Source organism: Novosphingobium sp. AP12 (assembly GCF_000281975.1).
Lineage (GTDB): Bacteria > Pseudomonadota > Alphaproteobacteria > Sphingomonadales > Sphingomonadaceae > Novosphingobium.
In genome coordinates this window covers 32,482-47,175 of the sequence record NZ_AKKE01000006.1, presented here as the reverse complement: position 1 = coordinate 47,175, position 14,694 = coordinate 32,482, and the positions used below count along the sequence as shown (strand labels likewise).

At 65.9% G+C, this 14,694-nt stretch carries 18 protein-coding genes; 2 read left to right on the top strand and 16 right to left on the bottom strand.

Going from position 1 to position 14,694, the window contains the following annotated elements:
• Positions 1-42: 42 nt before the first annotated feature.
• Positions 43-777 carry a hypothetical protein gene (locus PMI02_RS00405; protein ID WP_007677128.1) on the bottom strand — a complete coding sequence of 245 codons (735 nt, stop codon included), beginning with the start codon at positions 775-777 and terminating at the stop codon, positions 43-45.
• Between the two features lie 355 nt (positions 778-1,132).
• On the opposite strand from PMI02_RS00405, the gene PMI02_RS26815 reads away from it, so the two are divergent.
• A complete protein-coding gene (locus tag PMI02_RS26815) occupies positions 1,133-1,564 on the top strand; it encodes a hypothetical protein (RefSeq protein ID WP_157222299.1) in 432 nt (143 codons plus the stop codon).
• Positions 1,565-1,684: 120 nt separating this feature from the next.
• Here the strand turns inward: PMI02_RS26815 and PMI02_RS00400 are convergent, their stop codons facing one another.
• The 11 genes from PMI02_RS00400 to PMI02_RS00355 form a co-directional block, all read right to left on the bottom strand.
• Positions 1,685-1,876, bottom strand: coding sequence for a DUF6771 family protein (locus PMI02_RS00400; protein ID WP_007677127.1), 192 nt, complete (start codon positions 1,874-1,876; stop codon positions 1,685-1,687).
• 189 nt (positions 1,877-2,065) lie between these two features.
• Positions 2,066-2,590 carry a hypothetical protein gene (locus PMI02_RS00395; protein ID WP_007677126.1) on the bottom strand — a complete coding sequence of 175 codons (525 nt, stop codon included), beginning with the start codon at positions 2,588-2,590 and terminating at the stop codon, positions 2,066-2,068.
• A gap of 708 nt (positions 2,591-3,298) precedes the next feature.
• Entirely contained in the window at positions 3,299-3,451 is a 153-nt protein-coding gene (locus tag PMI02_RS26810) for a hypothetical protein (RefSeq protein WP_007677125.1), read from the bottom strand.
• A 161-nt stretch (positions 3,452-3,612) separates the two neighbouring features.
• Positions 3,613-4,476 carry a hypothetical protein gene (locus PMI02_RS00390; protein WP_007677124.1) on the bottom strand — a complete coding sequence of 288 codons (864 nt, stop codon included), beginning with the start codon at positions 4,474-4,476 and terminating at the stop codon, positions 3,613-3,615.
• Complete coding sequence (locus tag PMI02_RS00385) at positions 4,473-5,642, bottom strand: GNAT family N-acetyltransferase (RefSeq protein WP_238538927.1); 1,170 nt, start codon at positions 5,640-5,642, stop codon at positions 4,473-4,475. The genes PMI02_RS00390 and PMI02_RS00385 overlap by 4 nt, the downstream gene beginning before the upstream one ends.
• Before the next feature lie 133 nt (positions 5,643-5,775).
• Positions 5,776-7,875 carry a sodium-translocating pyrophosphatase gene (locus PMI02_RS00380; RefSeq protein WP_007677120.1) on the bottom strand — a complete coding sequence of 700 codons (2,100 nt, stop codon included), beginning with the start codon at positions 7,873-7,875 and terminating at the stop codon, positions 5,776-5,778.
• A 229-nt stretch (positions 7,876-8,104) separates the two neighbouring features.
• Positions 8,105-9,064 carry a thiamine-phosphate kinase gene (gene thiL, locus PMI02_RS00375; protein ID WP_007677118.1) on the bottom strand — a complete coding sequence of 320 codons (960 nt, stop codon included), beginning with the start codon at positions 9,062-9,064 and terminating at the stop codon, positions 8,105-8,107.
• A 42-nt stretch (positions 9,065-9,106) separates the two neighbouring features.
• Entirely contained in the window at positions 9,107-9,550 is a 444-nt protein-coding gene (nusB, locus tag PMI02_RS00370; RefSeq protein ID WP_007677116.1) for a transcription antitermination factor NusB, read from the bottom strand.
• Complete coding sequence (hisD, locus tag PMI02_RS00365) at positions 9,550-10,839, bottom strand: histidinol dehydrogenase (RefSeq protein WP_007677113.1); 1,290 nt, start codon at positions 10,837-10,839, stop codon at positions 9,550-9,552. Before hisD ends, nusB begins: the two co-directional genes overlap by 1 nt.
• Positions 10,839-11,492, bottom strand: a complete 654-nt coding sequence (gene hisG / locus PMI02_RS00360) for an ATP phosphoribosyltransferase (RefSeq protein ID WP_007677110.1) — start codon at positions 11,490-11,492, stop codon at positions 10,839-10,841. Before hisG ends, hisD begins: the two co-directional genes overlap by 1 nt.
• Before the next feature lie 308 nt (positions 11,493-11,800).
• The gene (locus PMI02_RS00355) at positions 11,801-12,073 is read right to left on the bottom strand and encodes a BolA family transcriptional regulator (RefSeq protein ID WP_193372866.1); all 273 of its coding nucleotides are present in this window, start codon (positions 12,071-12,073) and stop codon (positions 11,801-11,803) included.
• A 40-nt stretch (positions 12,074-12,113) separates the two neighbouring features.
• Between PMI02_RS00355 and PMI02_RS00350 the strand changes: the two genes are divergently transcribed.
• Positions 12,114-12,704, top strand: a complete 591-nt coding sequence (locus PMI02_RS00350) for a J domain-containing protein (protein WP_036501622.1) — start codon at positions 12,114-12,116, stop codon at positions 12,702-12,704.
• 1 nt (position 12,705) lies between these two features.
• Here the strand turns inward: PMI02_RS00350 and PMI02_RS00345 are convergent, their stop codons facing one another.
• From PMI02_RS00345 to PMI02_RS00330, 4 genes are read right to left on the bottom strand one after another with little or no spacing between them, the layout of a single operon-like run.
• Positions 12,706-13,185, bottom strand: a complete 480-nt coding sequence (locus PMI02_RS00345) for a GFA family protein (RefSeq protein WP_007677101.1) — start codon at positions 13,183-13,185, stop codon at positions 12,706-12,708.
• Complete coding sequence (locus PMI02_RS00340; RefSeq protein WP_007677100.1) at positions 13,182-13,631, bottom strand: SRPBCC family protein; 450 nt, start codon at positions 13,629-13,631, stop codon at positions 13,182-13,184. The genes PMI02_RS00345 and PMI02_RS00340 overlap by 4 nt, the downstream gene beginning before the upstream one ends.
• A 12-nt stretch (positions 13,632-13,643) precedes the next feature.
• On the bottom strand, positions 13,644-14,297 hold the full coding sequence (locus PMI02_RS00335) for a glutathione S-transferase family protein (RefSeq protein WP_007677098.1): 654 nt from the start codon (positions 14,295-14,297) through the stop codon (positions 13,644-13,646).
• Complete coding sequence (locus PMI02_RS00330) at positions 14,294-14,692, bottom strand: VOC family protein (protein WP_007677096.1); 399 nt, start codon at positions 14,690-14,692, stop codon at positions 14,294-14,296. The genes PMI02_RS00335 and PMI02_RS00330 overlap by 4 nt, the downstream gene beginning before the upstream one ends.
• Between the last annotated feature and the right edge of the window lie 2 nt (positions 14,693-14,694).

The window sequence follows — 14,694 nt, the reverse complement described above, 5'->3', positions numbered from 1 at the left end:
ATTCGGGCCCTGGGGGATTTCTTTTCGAGGAGCCGCACTCAGTCAGGCGTCGAACACGTTTGCGAGATGAGGATCGCGGAAATAGTTGCGGTCCTGATCGGCCTGTATCTCAAGGTACGTTTGCGGAGCTGCAAGCGCATCGATCCTGTCAATCGGGGACTTTTTTCTAAACCGGTCCCAGAGCCGCCGGTTCGGCCAAACGTCATGGACTTGGCTTCGGTCGAGATGGACGCGGTGCCACAAGTCGCCGCCTGATGTCCTGACGATGGCTGGCGGGATTTTAGAAACCATCAGGTGGGCATCCCATTGCGCGGTGTTGAAAGCATCCGGCGGTATCTGGGTGAACGCCAAATCGACGGTTCCGTTTATTTTTTTCCGGCCGAACGCTTGAAGTCTATTCTCCGCCAGTTTTCGAAATAGTTCGTGGCCCGCCTCCAGGGGCCAGTCATCGTCTTCGTCTGGAAGCTGACTGGCTGCCCATCGCGTCTTACGGGCAATGTACCAAATGGCGTTGTGCAGGGGCAAGTCTTGCTTGAGGACCACCCCCTCGAAACGGAGCCGCTTGCGGTGAAACCAAACGAACAGCCAAACTGCCGCAGCGAAGGCGAACGCGTATCTCATTATCGGCGCGTTGACAAAAGGCCACGTCGTGTCTTGGGGGACGAGCCCAGCCACCTTCCCTATATCCAGGGGGTCCTGAATGGCCCCAAAAACAAACAGGATGGGCAGCCACAGGTTGCGCAAGAACTCGATCAGAGAAATGACAATCTGTCTCATTTATGATGCGTACATCTTGGCGAGGCGATGCGGTATCCTCTAAGGTCCAAAACGATGAGCTTATCGACAACGGTGGGTCCCTGGCGGACCTGGAGAAGAACGTGGCTGACTTCGCCCGCGCTCTAACTTGGGCCTATCCCTGAGTTACGATAAACCCCCAAGGTGCCTTCTGGCGCCGCGGGGTTTCTTTTCGTGGAGGGCTGGCGGGGCGTCCGGTTTCGGGAGCTGGCCGGGAGAGGGGCTATGGCTGAGTTGGGTGGGAAGCAGTCGAAAGGCCGTAATCGTTGACGAAACGGCTCCAACCATTACCAATCACGCAACTTCCTAGATTGTCCCGAAGATTGTGGTTTTACCAATGGAATTAGCAGGCAGGTCGCACATCAAAGCGGCGTTTATATCAGCTGTCGGAGGAAGCGCGATAGCGGCGGTCATTTGTCCAACTCTGGAATTCTTTTTTGGTCAGTTAAAAAATGACGCGATATGGCTGATACCGACCGTCATGTTTTTCTGGCCGTTCGTTTTTATGATAGGTCTCATATTTTCCACTATAGCAATGATTTTTATTGTTCTGCCAATAACTTGGCCATTTCGCCGCTGGATTGGCGGTCATAAGGTATTGGCGTCAGCCCTGCTTGGTGTTTTGGGATATCTTTTAGGAAGTTGGATTTCTTTTGGCTGGCTGCAGGGCAACACGGGCATGGGCCCTTGGGATCGGAGCGGCGTTGCCGGGCCGACTTTCGGCGTACTTTGCTGCCTTTTTTGGCCATTTAAGTTCCCAAAACAATAAAGTGCGGGCTTTCTGATCAAGCATCGCTGATGTTTGAGGCGGGCGACCCTAGCGGGCATCAACGGCGGCTATGGGGCGTCATCAGAAAGTCCCCTTCGGGCCTCATCCGCCCTGTTCCGGTTACATAGGCAGCCTAAGCTGCCCCTCGTCCCCTTCGCCGTCCTCAATCCCCAGCTGCTCGACGATCGTCGCTGCCAGCTCCTGAGCGGCCCGTTTGCGCATGCGCTCGTCCGGCATGGTGATGCCCACACGGGCCCAGGCAGGAGCGGAGAGGATGACCTCGGTGAGCTGGTGAGGGTCGATGCGTTCCATGCGCGGCACTGTAGAACGAAAAGGGAACGAACGGCAAGTGGCGACGGCATGAAAAACCCCCGAGAGCCCATCGGCGCTCAAGGGTCTTAATCGTGCATCTGTTGGGAGGACCTACGCCATCAGGCGAAGCGCATCAAAGCGTTCGGCCCGCTCCCGGAGGGCCCTGCCCCTCAGGCTCCCCACCTTAAGTCAATCTTCATCGTCCTCGCCGCCCGTCCAAAAGCATCGACCCATTGGGCCCATCACTCGCTTCCAAGCTGTTCCCGACTCTCCTGGAGAGCTTTGATCGCCCAATGGCCGCGAAACCTGTGTATCTGCGGGAACGCGCTGTATGGGCGCTACGACGACCTCTCGGGCCTGCGCCTGCTGCTGACCCGATCCGGCGCAGGCGGCAACACTCCACCGAGCGCCAAACCAGTCGCCCTCGCACTTGAACAGCAATCCCGGACAATCGACCTGGGGGCCGTCTGTCATGTCCGCCAACGCCGCGTCCATCCCCAGGACGATGCCAGCTGACTCCAGGCGCGTCAGGTGCCAATCGACACTGTCAGGCCCCATGGAGGACAGGCAGAAGATGGAGCCGTTGTACGACCCAGCATCGTGGGCGCCAATGAATGCTTTACGTCCCCCAGGGAATGACCTGTCGACGGCGGTCGCCTTCACCACGATGGTGAAGAAGTGGATGGGCAGAGGGCCGGGCGTCACCTCGATCATGCCCGCTTCCCGTTCCTAACCCAGGCAATCGTCAGGCCGAGCGCGAGGGCTAGAACCGAGCAGACCGCGCAGACCGTCAGCACCCGAATGCCGCCATCGCTCCAACCGCTCTCGCGGGTCGCAATGACCAAGGCAAGGGCCGACAGCCAGGAGCTACAGGCGATCCACAGTCGCCACCAGCGGCCCAGGCGGGGCTGACGTGCACGATATCGAAGTTCTTGAAGTGAGACGGCCACAGCTCGCGCTCCCTTTATGGTGCGCGTGATGCCGCTGGGACACCCGGAGCCGTTGATGGTCGAAATGAAATGGCACACGGCGGCGCCAGGGTCCAGAGGGTACGGCAGGCAGTCTTAAAACTGCCAGCTTTGTTTTAGAGAGGCCTTGCGAACGGAGGGTGCTTAGGCTGCCATTCGCTTTTTCCGTTGAATACTAAGTCCAAGAGAATCCGAAGGTCAGCCTCAGAAAGAATGATATGGTGTAAATGGCCCGCCTCGTCTTTTTGCCATATAGAAACAAGGCCTTTGTCGATCAACTCTCCGATGCTTCCATCATCGAGTGGAACCTCAAATGTTGGTGGTTTTCTGCGCGACCTCGCCATGATCTGCCCTCCAAGTACTCGATAGTACGGAAGCAAAAAGTCTCACATATTGACTTCACCTCGTCCACCAAGCCCGTCGCTTGCCTGCGTCATGTCGCCGCATGTGCTCATCAGCGAGACCGGCTGCCCAGGAGGCGGCGCAAGTCGTCCTCGGTCACCACCACGTTTTGCGCTCGCCCGTATTCGTCGCGCTGTAGGAGAACGAAGACGCCATGGCCCATGTGCTGCGCTTCCCCGTCGTTCAGTTTGATCTCGGTCTTCATCGTCGTGTCACTCTTTGCCTCAGCGCCGTTCGCGGCTTGAAGGTGGTACAGGAATGGGGTACATACTGATCCATCCTAAACACAAAGAGTGGCGGATTTCTGCGGTTTGTCCCTATCGGCGGCTTAGTCGGGCCAGGGGCACCAATTCGGCGGTCGGCTCGTCAGGCGGCGCCCAGCTTCCTTGCGATGCGCCAGCCGAGGGCCTTCGCGCGATTGCGCGCGGGCCATCGCCCGGGAGGCGAGGGCGCAAGGCCCAGCTTTCGCAGCAGTCCGTTGAATGCGCGCGCGTCCGCCTCGGCGAAGCTCCATTCCGAACGCCAGGTGATCGAGAGGGACACCGAGGGCTCCGGACCGTTGCGCACGAAATGGGGCGCCATGACCGGGACGAACAGGGCTTCCCCCGCCTTCAGGGCGAAGTCGCGGCCGCCGGGGAGCAGGCCCTCGTGCCACCTCAATTCGCGGCCGCCTCCGGTGTGGTAGGTCTCGTGGACCTCGTCCGGTGCGTAAGCCGTGTCTCCGGCCGGAAACTGCGTCATGACTTTGGACCCGCGCACCTGCATCAGGATGTTGTGCTCGGGGTCGAAATGGTAGGGCGTCACGCCGCCCGCGGAGGTCACGAAGACAAATCCCTGCGTCTTGAGCATCCGTCCGGTCCGTGCCTCGATGGCGGGCTGGATTTCGGCCAGCAGGTCTGCGAGCAGTCCAGCATAGGCTGGATCCTGCTCGATATTCTTGAGGACTGCCCACGACCGCGTCGTCTCGATGTGCCGGATCGTCTCGCCGATCGGGATGCCGGTGGGCGCGGGCTTGCCGTCGATGCCGATGGGCTGGTCGGCGGCATTGTATTCGATCGATGCGGCAGGGAGCGCCTCGGCCAGGCGAGCGAGGGCGTCCAGTTCCATGAGGGGATGCGCCCCCAAAGCATGGGTCAGCTTATGCGGCATTTCAGGATAGCCGGCGGCGAAAGCGGCGCGCGCAGAATCCGGGAACACGGCGGCGGGAGAGAGGTCGACAGGCGCGTTCATGGTAGGGGTCCGGAGGGGTTGCGCGCCATCTCGGCGCGGACGAAGCGGCGGAAGGCGGCCCGGCGGAGCGTGCCGCCAATGGCGATCGAGAGCCGGCCGATGGCGCGCCGCTCCCGCCACAGATGGTCGATCATCGGGTGGTCGGCGCTGGCGCAGCTGTCGGTCCACGCGATGCCGTGACGCGCGAGCACGGCCAGATTCTCGCGCTGGAGCAGCACGCCGGGCGAGAAGCGGGCGAACTCTTCGGCGAATGCGGTCTTGTACGAATAGGCGCCGGGCGGAGTAAGGAACGTCGCCAGCATCGCCAACGGGCGCCCGTTCAGCGTCAACGTCAGGCGCTCGAGCCGCCCTTGCTCGGCAGCGCCCCTAAGGCAGTCACGGAACATCCGCGCAGTCCTCTCTTCGCAGGCGAGAGCGGAGCCGGCCTTGCCTTTCCAGCCGGCCTTTTCCAGCGCGAGAAAATCATCGCACCATGACGCAACACTTTCGCCGTCGATCCTGCGTTCGAATGACACCAGGCCTTCCTCGGCGAGGCGGCTCGACTGGCGACGCAGTTCCTTGCGCTTCTTGCCCGACAGAGAGGCTTCCAGGTACGCGTCCGGCGTCATGTCGGAGGCGAGCATGGCGCGTGCCTCGCTGTGGACGACCTCGACCTGCCGCGCCTCGCTGGCTGCGACGGATTCCAGAGCCGCGTGCAAGGCTCCGCCCAGCACCATGCCTCGAAAGTGCATGAACAACGCGGCGCCCGGCTCGGCGTCCGCCCAGCGCAGGACTGCCCGCCAGAACGGCATTTCGGCGCCCTCGGCGACGAGCGGGACACCGCAGAAGCAGTTCGCGTGGAGCCAGCTCGAAATCTGCGGCACCGGCCAACGGTAGTAACGGCCTGCACGGATCACCGGTAGCAACCCTGCCAGTTCGCCGTCCTGCTCGTAACGCAGCACCATGACGCGGTCGGTGTCGGGCAGGTGTCGCAGGGACGGCAGGAGATACCAGCTCTCGAAGAACGGGTTGGGCTCGCTTGCGACAAGGGCGAGGCGGTCCCACGCGTCGACCTCATGCTCGAGATCGCGCCAGGCGACGCAGGTCAGGCGGCCGGTGGCCGCGCGCGCGGATGCGGCATGGGCATGTGCCGCAAGCGCGATCTGATCGTGAGCCTTGAGTGCCACCAGGGCGGATGTCCGAATGCGGGGCCGATTGCGGGCCGGTTGCCGGTTCGCAGCCGGCATAGCGGGCATCCATCAAGGAAATGCTAATGGTGAAGCGTCGTCCCGGCGGAGACTGGGACGACGCTTCGGTCGATCACCCCGCCGCCAGCGCCGCGAGCAGGAGGAGCGCGACGATGTTGGTGATCTTGATCATCGGGTTCACCGCCGGGCCCGCGGTGTCCTTGTAGGGATCGCCAACGGTGTCGCCGGTGACGGCCGCCTTGTGGGCCTCGGAGCCCTTGCCGCCGTGGTGGCCGTCCTCGATGTACTTCTTGGCGTTGTCCCACGCGCCGCCGCCCGAGGTCATCGAGAGCGCCACGAAAAGGCCGCTTACGATCACCCCGAGCAGCAGCGCGCCGAGCGCCGCGAAGCCGTTGGCGCGGCCGCCGACCCAGCCGATCACGTAGTAGACCGCGATCGGCGCCAGCACCGGCAGCAGCGAGGGCACGATCATCTCCTTGATCGCGGCCTTGGTCACTAGGTCGACCGTGCGCGCGTAGTCGGGCTTTTCCTCGTAGGTCATGATGCCCGGCTTTTCACGGAACTGCGCGCGCACGTCGAGAACGACGTCGCCCGCCGCGCGGCCCACCGCCGTCATGCCCATGGCCCCGAACAGGTAGGGCAGCAGCGCGCCGAGCAGCAGCCCGACGATGACGTAGGGGTTTTCGAGGCTGAAGTTCACGTCGAGTTCGGGGAAGAACTCGCGCAGGTCGGTGGTGTAGGCGGCGAACAGCACCAGTGCGGCAAGGCCCGCCGAACCGATGGCATAGCCCTTGGTGACGGCCTTGGTGGTGTTGCCGACCGCGTCGAGCGCGTCGGTCTTGGCGCGCACCTCGTCGTCGAGGCCGGCCATCTCGGCGATGCCCCCGGCGTTGTCGGTGACGGGACCATAGGCGTCGAGCGCGACGACCATTCCCGCCAGTGCCAGCATCGCGGTGGCCGCATAGGCGATGCCCAGCAGCCCGGCGAGCTGGTAGGCGATGATGATGCCCGCGACGATGACGATGGTGGGCAGCGCCGTCGACTCGAGGCTGATCGCGAGGCCCTGGATCACGTTGGTGCCGTGGCCCGTCTCCGAGGCCTTGGCGATCGAGCGGACCGGGCGGTAGGCGGTGCTGGTGTAATACTCGGTGATCCAGATGATGAGGCCGGTGATGACAAGGCCCAGCAGCGCGCACCAGAACAGGTCCACGCCGGCGAAGCCGAGCTCGCCGATGGGAGCGGCCATGTCGCCTCGCTGGACGAACCAGATGCACCCGTAGATCGCCGGGACCGACAGCACCGCCGTCACCAGGAAGCCCTTGTACATGGCGCCCATGATGTTGTTGGAGGAGCCCAGGCGGACGAAATACGTGCCGATGATCGAGGTCACGATGCAGACGCCGCCGATCAGCAGCGGCAGCGTCATCAGCGCGAGGAGGTAGGCGCCGAGGCCCTTCACCAGCAGCGCGGTCAGCACCATCGTGGCGCCCACGGTGACCACGTAAGTCTCGAACAGGTCGGCGGCCATGCCGGCGCAGTCGCCCACGTTGTCGCCCACGTTGTCGGCGATGACAGCGGGGTTGCGGGGGTCGTCCTCGGGGATGCCCGCTTCGACCTTGCCGACGAGGTCTGCACCCACGTCGGCGGCCTTGGTGAAGATGCCGCCGCCCAGGCGCGCGAAGATCGAGATGAGCGAGGCGCCGAAGGCGAGGGCGGTGAGCGCCTCCACCACGGTGCGGTCGGTGCCGCCTACGGTATGCCCGGCCACGGCGGTCAGGTACCAGAAGAACACCGAGATCGCGAGGAGCGCGAGCCCCGCCACCAGCATCCCGGTGATCGCGCCCGCGCGGAAGGCGAGCGTCAGGCCCGCCTGCAGGCCGGTCTGCGCGGCGGCGGCGGTTCGCACGTTGGCGCGCACCGATATGTTCATGCCGATGAAGCCGGCGAGCCCCGAAAGGACCGCGCCGATGACGAAGCCGATTGCCGAGATCGCGCCAAGCGTCACCACGAGGATGACCGCGACGACGACGCCGACTACCGCGATGGTTGAATACTGCCGCTTGAGGTAGGCTTGCGCGCCTTCCTGGATGGCGGCGGCGATCTCCTGCATCTTTTCGGTGCCTGCCGGAGAACTCAGGACCTGACGACTGGTGACGAAGCCATAGACGATGGCCAGAAGCCCCAAGACAATTGCGATCGTGATCAAATTCACTGAACGCCCCCTTCCCAATGGGTTTTTGTTACTCGACGGGTTTTTCCCGTTCGAGGCGGCAAGGGCTATCGTGAAGGCGGGAGGCTGGCAAGCGGCTATCGGTCACCGTCGTCCGGACTTGATCCGGGAGCACTTCAGGCGGGAGCCTGCGCCGGGCCACTGCAGCGCCGCGCACCGCTGAAGGTGGTGCGGCCTTGCCAGTGGTCCCCGGTCGAGCCGGGGACGAGGTTCAGTGCTGGTAGCCGAGGCGCTCGGGGAGCGGGACCGGCCGACCCTCGTGGAGCAGCGACAGCCCGCTGCCCTCGCCGACCGTGCCGATGGCGGTCACCTGACGGCCCAAGGCGCGGGCGGCTTCGCGGATGAGCGCGGTGTGGCCGGGCGGGGCGGTGAACAGCAGTTCGTAGTCATCGCCCGCGGTCATCGCCGCGAGGCGGGCCTCGAGAGAGCCTCCCGCGACGGCACGCAGGGCGTGGGATAGCGGCACCGCCTCGGCGTTCAGCGTGATCCCCACGCCGCTCGCCTGCGCGATGCGGCCCGCGTCGACCAGCAAGCCGTCCGACACGTCCATCATCGCATGGACCAGCGGCGCCAGCGCCGCGCCGAAGCGCGGGTCGGGCATCGGCCGGCGATAGCGCGCGGCCAGCGCGGCGACATGCGCCGCAAGCCCATCGAGCGTCCCGGACGCAGCGGCGAGGCCCAACCCGGCATCGCCGATCGTCCCGCTCACCCACACCCGGTCGCCGACGCGGGCGGCGGTGCGACAGGGCACCACGCAATCCTTCCGGCCGGTTCCGAGCGCGGTCAGCGAGAAGCTGCGCGCCGAGCCATCGGGCATGCGCACGGTGTCGCCGCCGAGGAGGGGAATGGCGAAATCACGGCATGCCGCGTCCAGCCCCGCGAGGAACGCACGGTCCCAGTCATCCTCGCCCAGCGCATGCGAATAGAGGCAGCCCAGAGGCGTGGCTCCCTTGGCGGAAAGGTCGGAGACGTTCACCGCAACGAGCTTCCACGCCACGTCGCCCGCCGGGTCGCCGGCCAGGTAGTGGACGCCCTCGACCAGCGTATCGAGCGTGAGCACCAGAGTCTCACCGCCGATGGACAGCACTGCCGCATCGTCCGTCAGCGCCCGGGCGCCGGGCGCCGTCGCTATCGCGCGCAGTGCGTCAATGAAGGCGAATTCACCGGCCATCGCACGGTGATGCCGTCAGCATGGGTCCAAGTCGAGTCCGCCTCAGCGAACCGACTTCGCCACCGAATCCAGCACGCCGTTGAGGAACTTCGCCTCGCGCGGGTCGAAGAAGGCGTGGCAGACGTCGAGATACTCGCTGATCGCGGCGCCGGTCGGCACGTCTGCGCGGGCCATCAGCTCGTAAGTGCCGGCGCGCAGGATTTGCAGCATGGTCTTGTCGAGGCGCGGGAGCGACCAGCCTTCCGACAGCTTGGACGACAGCAGTTCGTCGATCTCGTCGCGGCGAGCGATCGTGCCCTTCACGACGTCGTCGAAGAACGCGACTTCGGCCTGCGCGAACTTGGCGTCGTCGATTTCCATGCCGAGGCGGTGGCGGTGGAACTCGTCGAGCAGGACGGGCAGGTGCGTGCCTTCCATGTCGAACTGGTAGAGCGCCTGAACGGCGGCGAGACGGGCGGCTGCCCGCTTTTGCTTGGAATTGGACATTATTGGCCGAGCCTTATGGAAATGGAGCGCGCGTGCGCCGGAAGCCCTTCCGCATCGGCAAGGGCGACGGCGGCGGGGCCGATGGCCTCCAGCGCCGCCTGGTCGAGCTGGATGAAGCTGGTGCGCTTCATGAAATCGAGCACCGAGAGCCCCGACGAAAACCGCGCACGCCGCCCGGTGGGCAGGACGTGGTTGGGGCCCGCGACGTAATCGCCGACCGCCTCGGGGGTCATGCGGCCGAGGAACACCGAGCCGGCATGGCGGATACGGCGCATCAGTGCCTCGGGCGCGTCGGTGGCGATCTCGACGTGCTCGGCGGCCAGCGCATTGGCGAGGGCAGGGGCCTCGTCGAAGCTGGCGACGGCGATGATGACGCCGTTGTCGGTCCAGCTGGTGCGCGCCGTCGCCTGCGTCGAGAGGCCGGCCAGTTCCAGTTCCACCGCCTCCGCGACGGCATCGGCAAAGGCCGCGTCGTCGGTGATGAGGATCGACTGCGAGGTCGGGTCGTGCTCGGCCTGGCTGAGCAGGTCGGCGGCAATCCGGCGCGGCTGGTTCTTCGCATCGGCGATGACGAGAATCTCGCTGGGGCCGGCCACCATGTCGATGCCGACGACGCCGTAGAGCTGGCGCTTGGCCTCGGCCACCCAGGCGTTGCCGGGGCCGGTGACGACGTCCACGGGCGCGATCCGGTCGGTGCCGTAGGCGAGCGCCGCGACCGCATGGGCACCGCCCACGCGCCACACTTCGTCCACGCCGGCAAGGTGCGCGGCGGCGAGGACGAGCGGGTTGACCTCGCCGTTCGGGGTCGGGGTGACGACGGCCAGCCGCTCGACGCCCGCGACCTTGGCGGGGATCGCGTTCATCAGCAGCGACGACGGATAGGCGGCGCGGCCGCCCGGTACGTAGAGCCCGGCCGCGTCCACCGCGTTCCACGTCGCGCCGAGGCGCACGCCGGCGGAGTCGGTGTAATCGCGGTCCTCGGGAAGCTGGGCTTCGTGGTAGGCGCGGATGCGGGTGGCGGCGAGTTCGAGGGCCTCGCGCAAGGTGGGGTCGAGCGCGTCGAACGCGGCCTTGCAGGTCTCGGCGCCGACCTGCCAGCCGGTCAGGTCGAGGTCGTGGTGGTCGAACTTGGTGGTGTATTCGGCCAGCGCGTCATCGCCGCGCTGGCGCACGGCCTGGATGATCGCGGCGACGTCGGCGGCGACGTCCACCGCGCTCTCGCGGCGGTCCGATACCACGCGGGCGAAGGCCTCCGCGAAGCCGGGATCGCTGCTGGACAGGCGGAGCATCAGGCGGCCTTGGCTTCGGCCACGAGCGCGCGGAAGGCATCGACCAGCGCGGCGACGCGGTCGTCGGTCTTGAGCGCGGCGCGGTTGACGATCAGGCGCGCGGAAATGTCGAGGATGCGGCTGGTCTCGACGAGGCCGTTCTCCTTGAGCGTGCGGCCGGTGGAGACGAGGTCGACGATCCGGCTCGAGAGGCCGAGCGAGGGCGCCAGTTCCATCGCGCCGTTCAGTTTCACGACCTCGGCCTGCACGCCCAGCTTCTCGAAGTGGCGGCGGGTGAGGTTGGGGTACTTGCTGGCGATGCGCAGGTGCGAGGGCAGTGCGCCGCCGGTCTCGCCCACGGGCTCGGCCACGGAGAGGCGGCAGTGGCCGATCGCGAGGTCGACGGGCGCGTAGAGGTCGGAGTAGGCGAATTCCTCGACCACGTCCGAACCGACGATGCCGACCTGCGCGGCGCCGTGCGCGACGAAAGTCGCCACGTCGAAGGCGCGCACGCGGATCAGGCGCATGTCGCTGTTTTCACAGGCAAACGAGAGCGCGCGCGACTTCTTGTCGTGGAACTCCGCCTCGGGCACCACGCCGGCACGCGCCATCAAGGGCAGCGCTTCGTCGAGAATACGGCCCTTGGGCACGGCGAAAGTCAGAGGTGTCGGCATGGTGCGCGCATTTAGGCGCGGGAAGCGCAAAGGGCAATGGCGAAGGCGGGGGGGATATCGGTTTCACGCGGCGGTGGGAGGAGGCCGTTCACGCGGAGGCGCGGAGAAGAGTAGGAAGGGCGCGCGCAAAGGCGCAAGGGCGCGAAGGGGCTTTGCGGCGCCGCAAGTCACCTCACGATCCGAGCGTTCGGTTGAAGCAGCGCCTGGATGAAACAGCGGCTTCGCCGCAAGCGCGCCCTCTTTGCGCCTTTGCGCGAACCAACCCTTTTCTTCTCCGCGCTTCCGCGCCTCCGCTTGAAACCCCTAAATCACTCCCCCGGAGCGCGCGCCTTGATCGCCACCGCATGGACGCGGTTGCCGGGGATGTCGCCGAGGGCGGCGTTGACCAGGCGTTGGCGCTGGAGGCGCGAGACGCCGACGAACTGCGGGCTCTCTATCACGATGGTGAAATGCGATTCGCCGCTGCCGTCGTCGCCGCTGTGGCCGCGGTGGGTGGCGGAATCGTTCACCACGTCGAGCGCGGTGGGGGCGAAGGCAGCAGTCAGCAATTGACGCATTTCGAGTGCAAGTGGTCCGGTCATGGGCTTCACAATAGGCGTTCGATCGCCCATCTGGAAGCCGGTGAGACAGCATAGATTTCATGGCAGGGTAGAATCCGGCGGTCGCCAGTGCGCCTGGCCGGGGTGCGGGGAGGCGGGCGAGTTCCGCGCGCCGGGCGGTCGGCCCTCGGGTTTCGACGGTCCGGGCGACTACCGCTGGTTCTGCCTCGACCACGTTCGCGCCTTCAATTCGGGCTACGACTACTTCGAGGGCATGGACACCGAGGAGATCCTGCGCGCGCAGTCGCCGCTGCATGGGTGGGAAACGCAGACGCGCGCCTTCCGCCCGGACGGCGGCGTCGACGGGGTGCCGCGCTGGGCCGATTTCGCCGATCCGCTGGAGGCTATTCAGGCACGTGCCCGGGCGCATGTGAACCGCCGGCGGGCCGAGATGAAGCCGGAGGCCGCGCGGTTCTCGCCGGACGAGCGGCGCGCCCTCGAATACCTGGGGCTTGGCGTGGATATCGACCGCAAGACGCTGCGGATGCGCTATTCGCGGCTGCTGCGGCAATATCACCCGGACCACAACGGCGGCGACCACAGCCATGCGGCGAAGCTGCAAGGCGTGGTCGAGGCCTATGGGGTGCTGAAGAAGGCGGCGGCTTTCGCGTGAGCTACCGACCCATCAGGGAGCCCCAACGGGCCGCGCCGTCCTCGCCGTAGATGCGCGGGACGTCCTTCCTGGAATAGAACTGCTCGAAGGATTCGGAACCCGGCGGGATCGCGACCCAAGGCCGGCGGCTCACCGTGAAGACATGGACGTCGGGCGGGTAGGCGGCCGGATCGTCGAGGGTACCGACGCGCACGAAGCTCGCCGCGTTGCCGGCGCCGCCGTAGTGGCTCCACACGGCCACCTTGCACGAAGGGCAGCGCAGGATGGCCTGCCCCTTGCCGCTGTCGGAAGGCGTATCGATCCGTTCGGGCGCGGCGCCGAGGGTTTCGACCCGGTCGGTTTCGATCACTGCGTTCAGCGCGAAGGCGCTGCCCGACTCGCGCTGGCACGAGCGGCAATGGCAGCAGTTCACGACGATCGGCGCTGACAGCAGCCGGTAGCGGACCTCCCCGCAGGCGCAGCCGCCCTCGAGCGCGATCACCCCGCTTCCTTCTCGCAGATCGCCGCGAGTTGCTCGGCGCAGGCGCGCCAGCCTTCGGTGAATCCCATTTCGGCATGCTGCTTCATGGTTTCCTCGGTCCAGTGGCGGGCGGTGGCGGTGTAGCGGGTGCCCTCGCCTTCGGGGGCGATTTCCCAGATGCCGATCATGAAGGGGCCGTTGGGCTGGAAGTCGTCCACCACCGCGTCGGTGGTGATGAAGCGGCGGCCCTCGTCGTAGGCGAGGTAGATGCCGTTCTGCGGCGCGACTTCGCCGTCGGGGCCGAACATCGTCATCTTGCAGACGCCGCCGGGGCGGCGGTCCTGCTCATCCACTTCGGCGCGCCAGGGGGTGGGGCACCACCATTCGTTCTGCCGCTCGGCCAGGACTTCCCAGACTTTGGCGGGAGGGGCGGCAATCAGCCGGGTGATGGACAGTTCGTTGGACATCGTTCTCTCCTGTCAGTCGCGGTCGGGGGCACCAAGCGGGAAGCCGGCGCGGTAGGGGCGGGCGGCCTCGACGCAGGATGCGACCGGAGGCAGGTCCAGCAGATGGGCGCGCCAGGCGCGCAGGCGGGGCAGCATCTCGGGAATCGGATGGACCCAGTCGGCGTAGAACAGCGCGGGCGCGGCGGCGCATTCGATCAGGGTGATCTGGCCCTGCGCCGGGTAGAACTGCAGCCAGCCCTCGAGCCATGCGTAGCTCCGGTCGAGCCTCGCGCGGGCTTCCTCGACGCGGGCGAGGTCGGGGTTTTCGGCGTCGCGCAGGTATTCGTTCACGACCTCCTGCATCGGGCCCATGACGTAGTTGTCGAACACCCGGTCGAGCATGCGCATGCCGATCGCCGCGTCGGCCTCGGAGGGCAGCAGCACGTCGGTGCCGGCGTGGTGCTGCGAGAGGTATTCGATGATCGAGCTGGCCTCGAACAGCAGGTTCTCGCCGTCGCGCAGGACCGGGAACTTGCCCTGCGGGCCGGCCGACTGGATCACCGCCGCATTTTCGGGGTGATCGGGATCGACGATGTGGAATTCGTAGTCGAGCCCCGCAGCCTGAAGCGCAATCTGCGCCTTCCAGGTGTAGGACGAGAAGGGGTGGCCGTAGAGCGCCAGGGTCATGCGTCGTTCTTTCCGGGGAAGCCGCCGTAAGGCACGGTCAGCGCTTCGAGGATGTGGCCGTCAGGGTCCTCGAAGTAGAGGCCCCGGCCGCCGTCGTTGTGGTTGATCTCGCCCGCGCGGCTGCGGGCAGGGTCGGCCCAGAAGGTCAGGCCGCGCGCCTCGATCCGCGCGAGTATGCCGTCGAACGCAGTTTCGTCGACCAGCATCGCGTAGTGCTGCGGCGATACCGGCTTGTCCCGCTCGGCAAAGTCGAGCGAGACGCCGTCGCCCAGCTTGACCAAGCGGAAATGGTACAGATCGACCGGCTCGGGCAGGCCATAGATTTCCGCGAAGAAGTCCGCCGAGACATGCCGGTCGCGGCACCAGATGATCGTGTGGTTGAGCTCGATCGTCATGC

Coding starts and splice junctions, on each gene's coding strand:
- PMI02_RS26815 (WP_157222299.1), top strand. CDS start 1,133: ATGGAATTAGCAGGCAGGTCGCACATCAAAGCGGCGTTTATATCAGCT.
- PMI02_RS00355 (WP_193372866.1), bottom strand. CDS start 12,073: ATGACCGGACCACTTGCACTCGAAATGCGTCAATTGCTGACTGCTGCC.
- PMI02_RS00395 (WP_007677126.1), bottom strand. CDS start 2,590: ATGATCGAGGTGACGCCCGGCCCTCTGCCCATCCACTTCTTCACCATC.
- PMI02_RS00330 (WP_007677096.1), bottom strand. CDS start 14,692: ATGACGATCGAGCTCAACCACACGATCATCTGGTGCCGCGACCGGCAT.
- hisD (WP_007677113.1), bottom strand. CDS start 10,839: ATGCTCCGCCTGTCCAGCAGCGATCCCGGCTTCGCGGAGGCCTTCGCC.
- PMI02_RS00400 (WP_007677127.1), bottom strand. CDS start 1,876: ATGGAACGCATCGACCCTCACCAGCTCACCGAGGTCATCCTCTCCGCT.
- PMI02_RS00335 (WP_007677098.1), bottom strand. CDS start 14,297: ATGACCCTGGCGCTCTACGGCCACCCCTTCTCGTCCTACACCTGGAAG.
- nusB (WP_007677116.1), bottom strand. CDS start 9,550: ATGTCCAATTCCAAGCAAAAGCGGGCAGCCGCCCGTCTCGCCGCCGTT.
- thiL (WP_007677118.1), bottom strand. CDS start 9,064: ATGGCCGGTGAATTCGCCTTCATTGACGCACTGCGCGCGATAGCGACG.
- PMI02_RS00390 (WP_007677124.1), bottom strand. CDS start 4,476: ATGAACGCGCCTGTCGACCTCTCTCCCGCCGCCGTGTTCCCGGATTCT.
- PMI02_RS00405 (WP_007677128.1), bottom strand. CDS start 777: ATGAGACAGATTGTCATTTCTCTGATCGAGTTCTTGCGCAACCTGTGG.
- PMI02_RS26810 (WP_007677125.1), bottom strand. CDS start 3,451: ATGAAGACCGAGATCAAACTGAACGACGGGGAAGCGCAGCACATGGGC.
- PMI02_RS00340 (WP_007677100.1), bottom strand. CDS start 13,631: ATGTCCAACGAACTGTCCATCACCCGGCTGATTGCCGCCCCTCCCGCC.
- hisG (WP_007677110.1), bottom strand. CDS start 11,492: ATGCCGACACCTCTGACTTTCGCCGTGCCCAAGGGCCGTATTCTCGAC.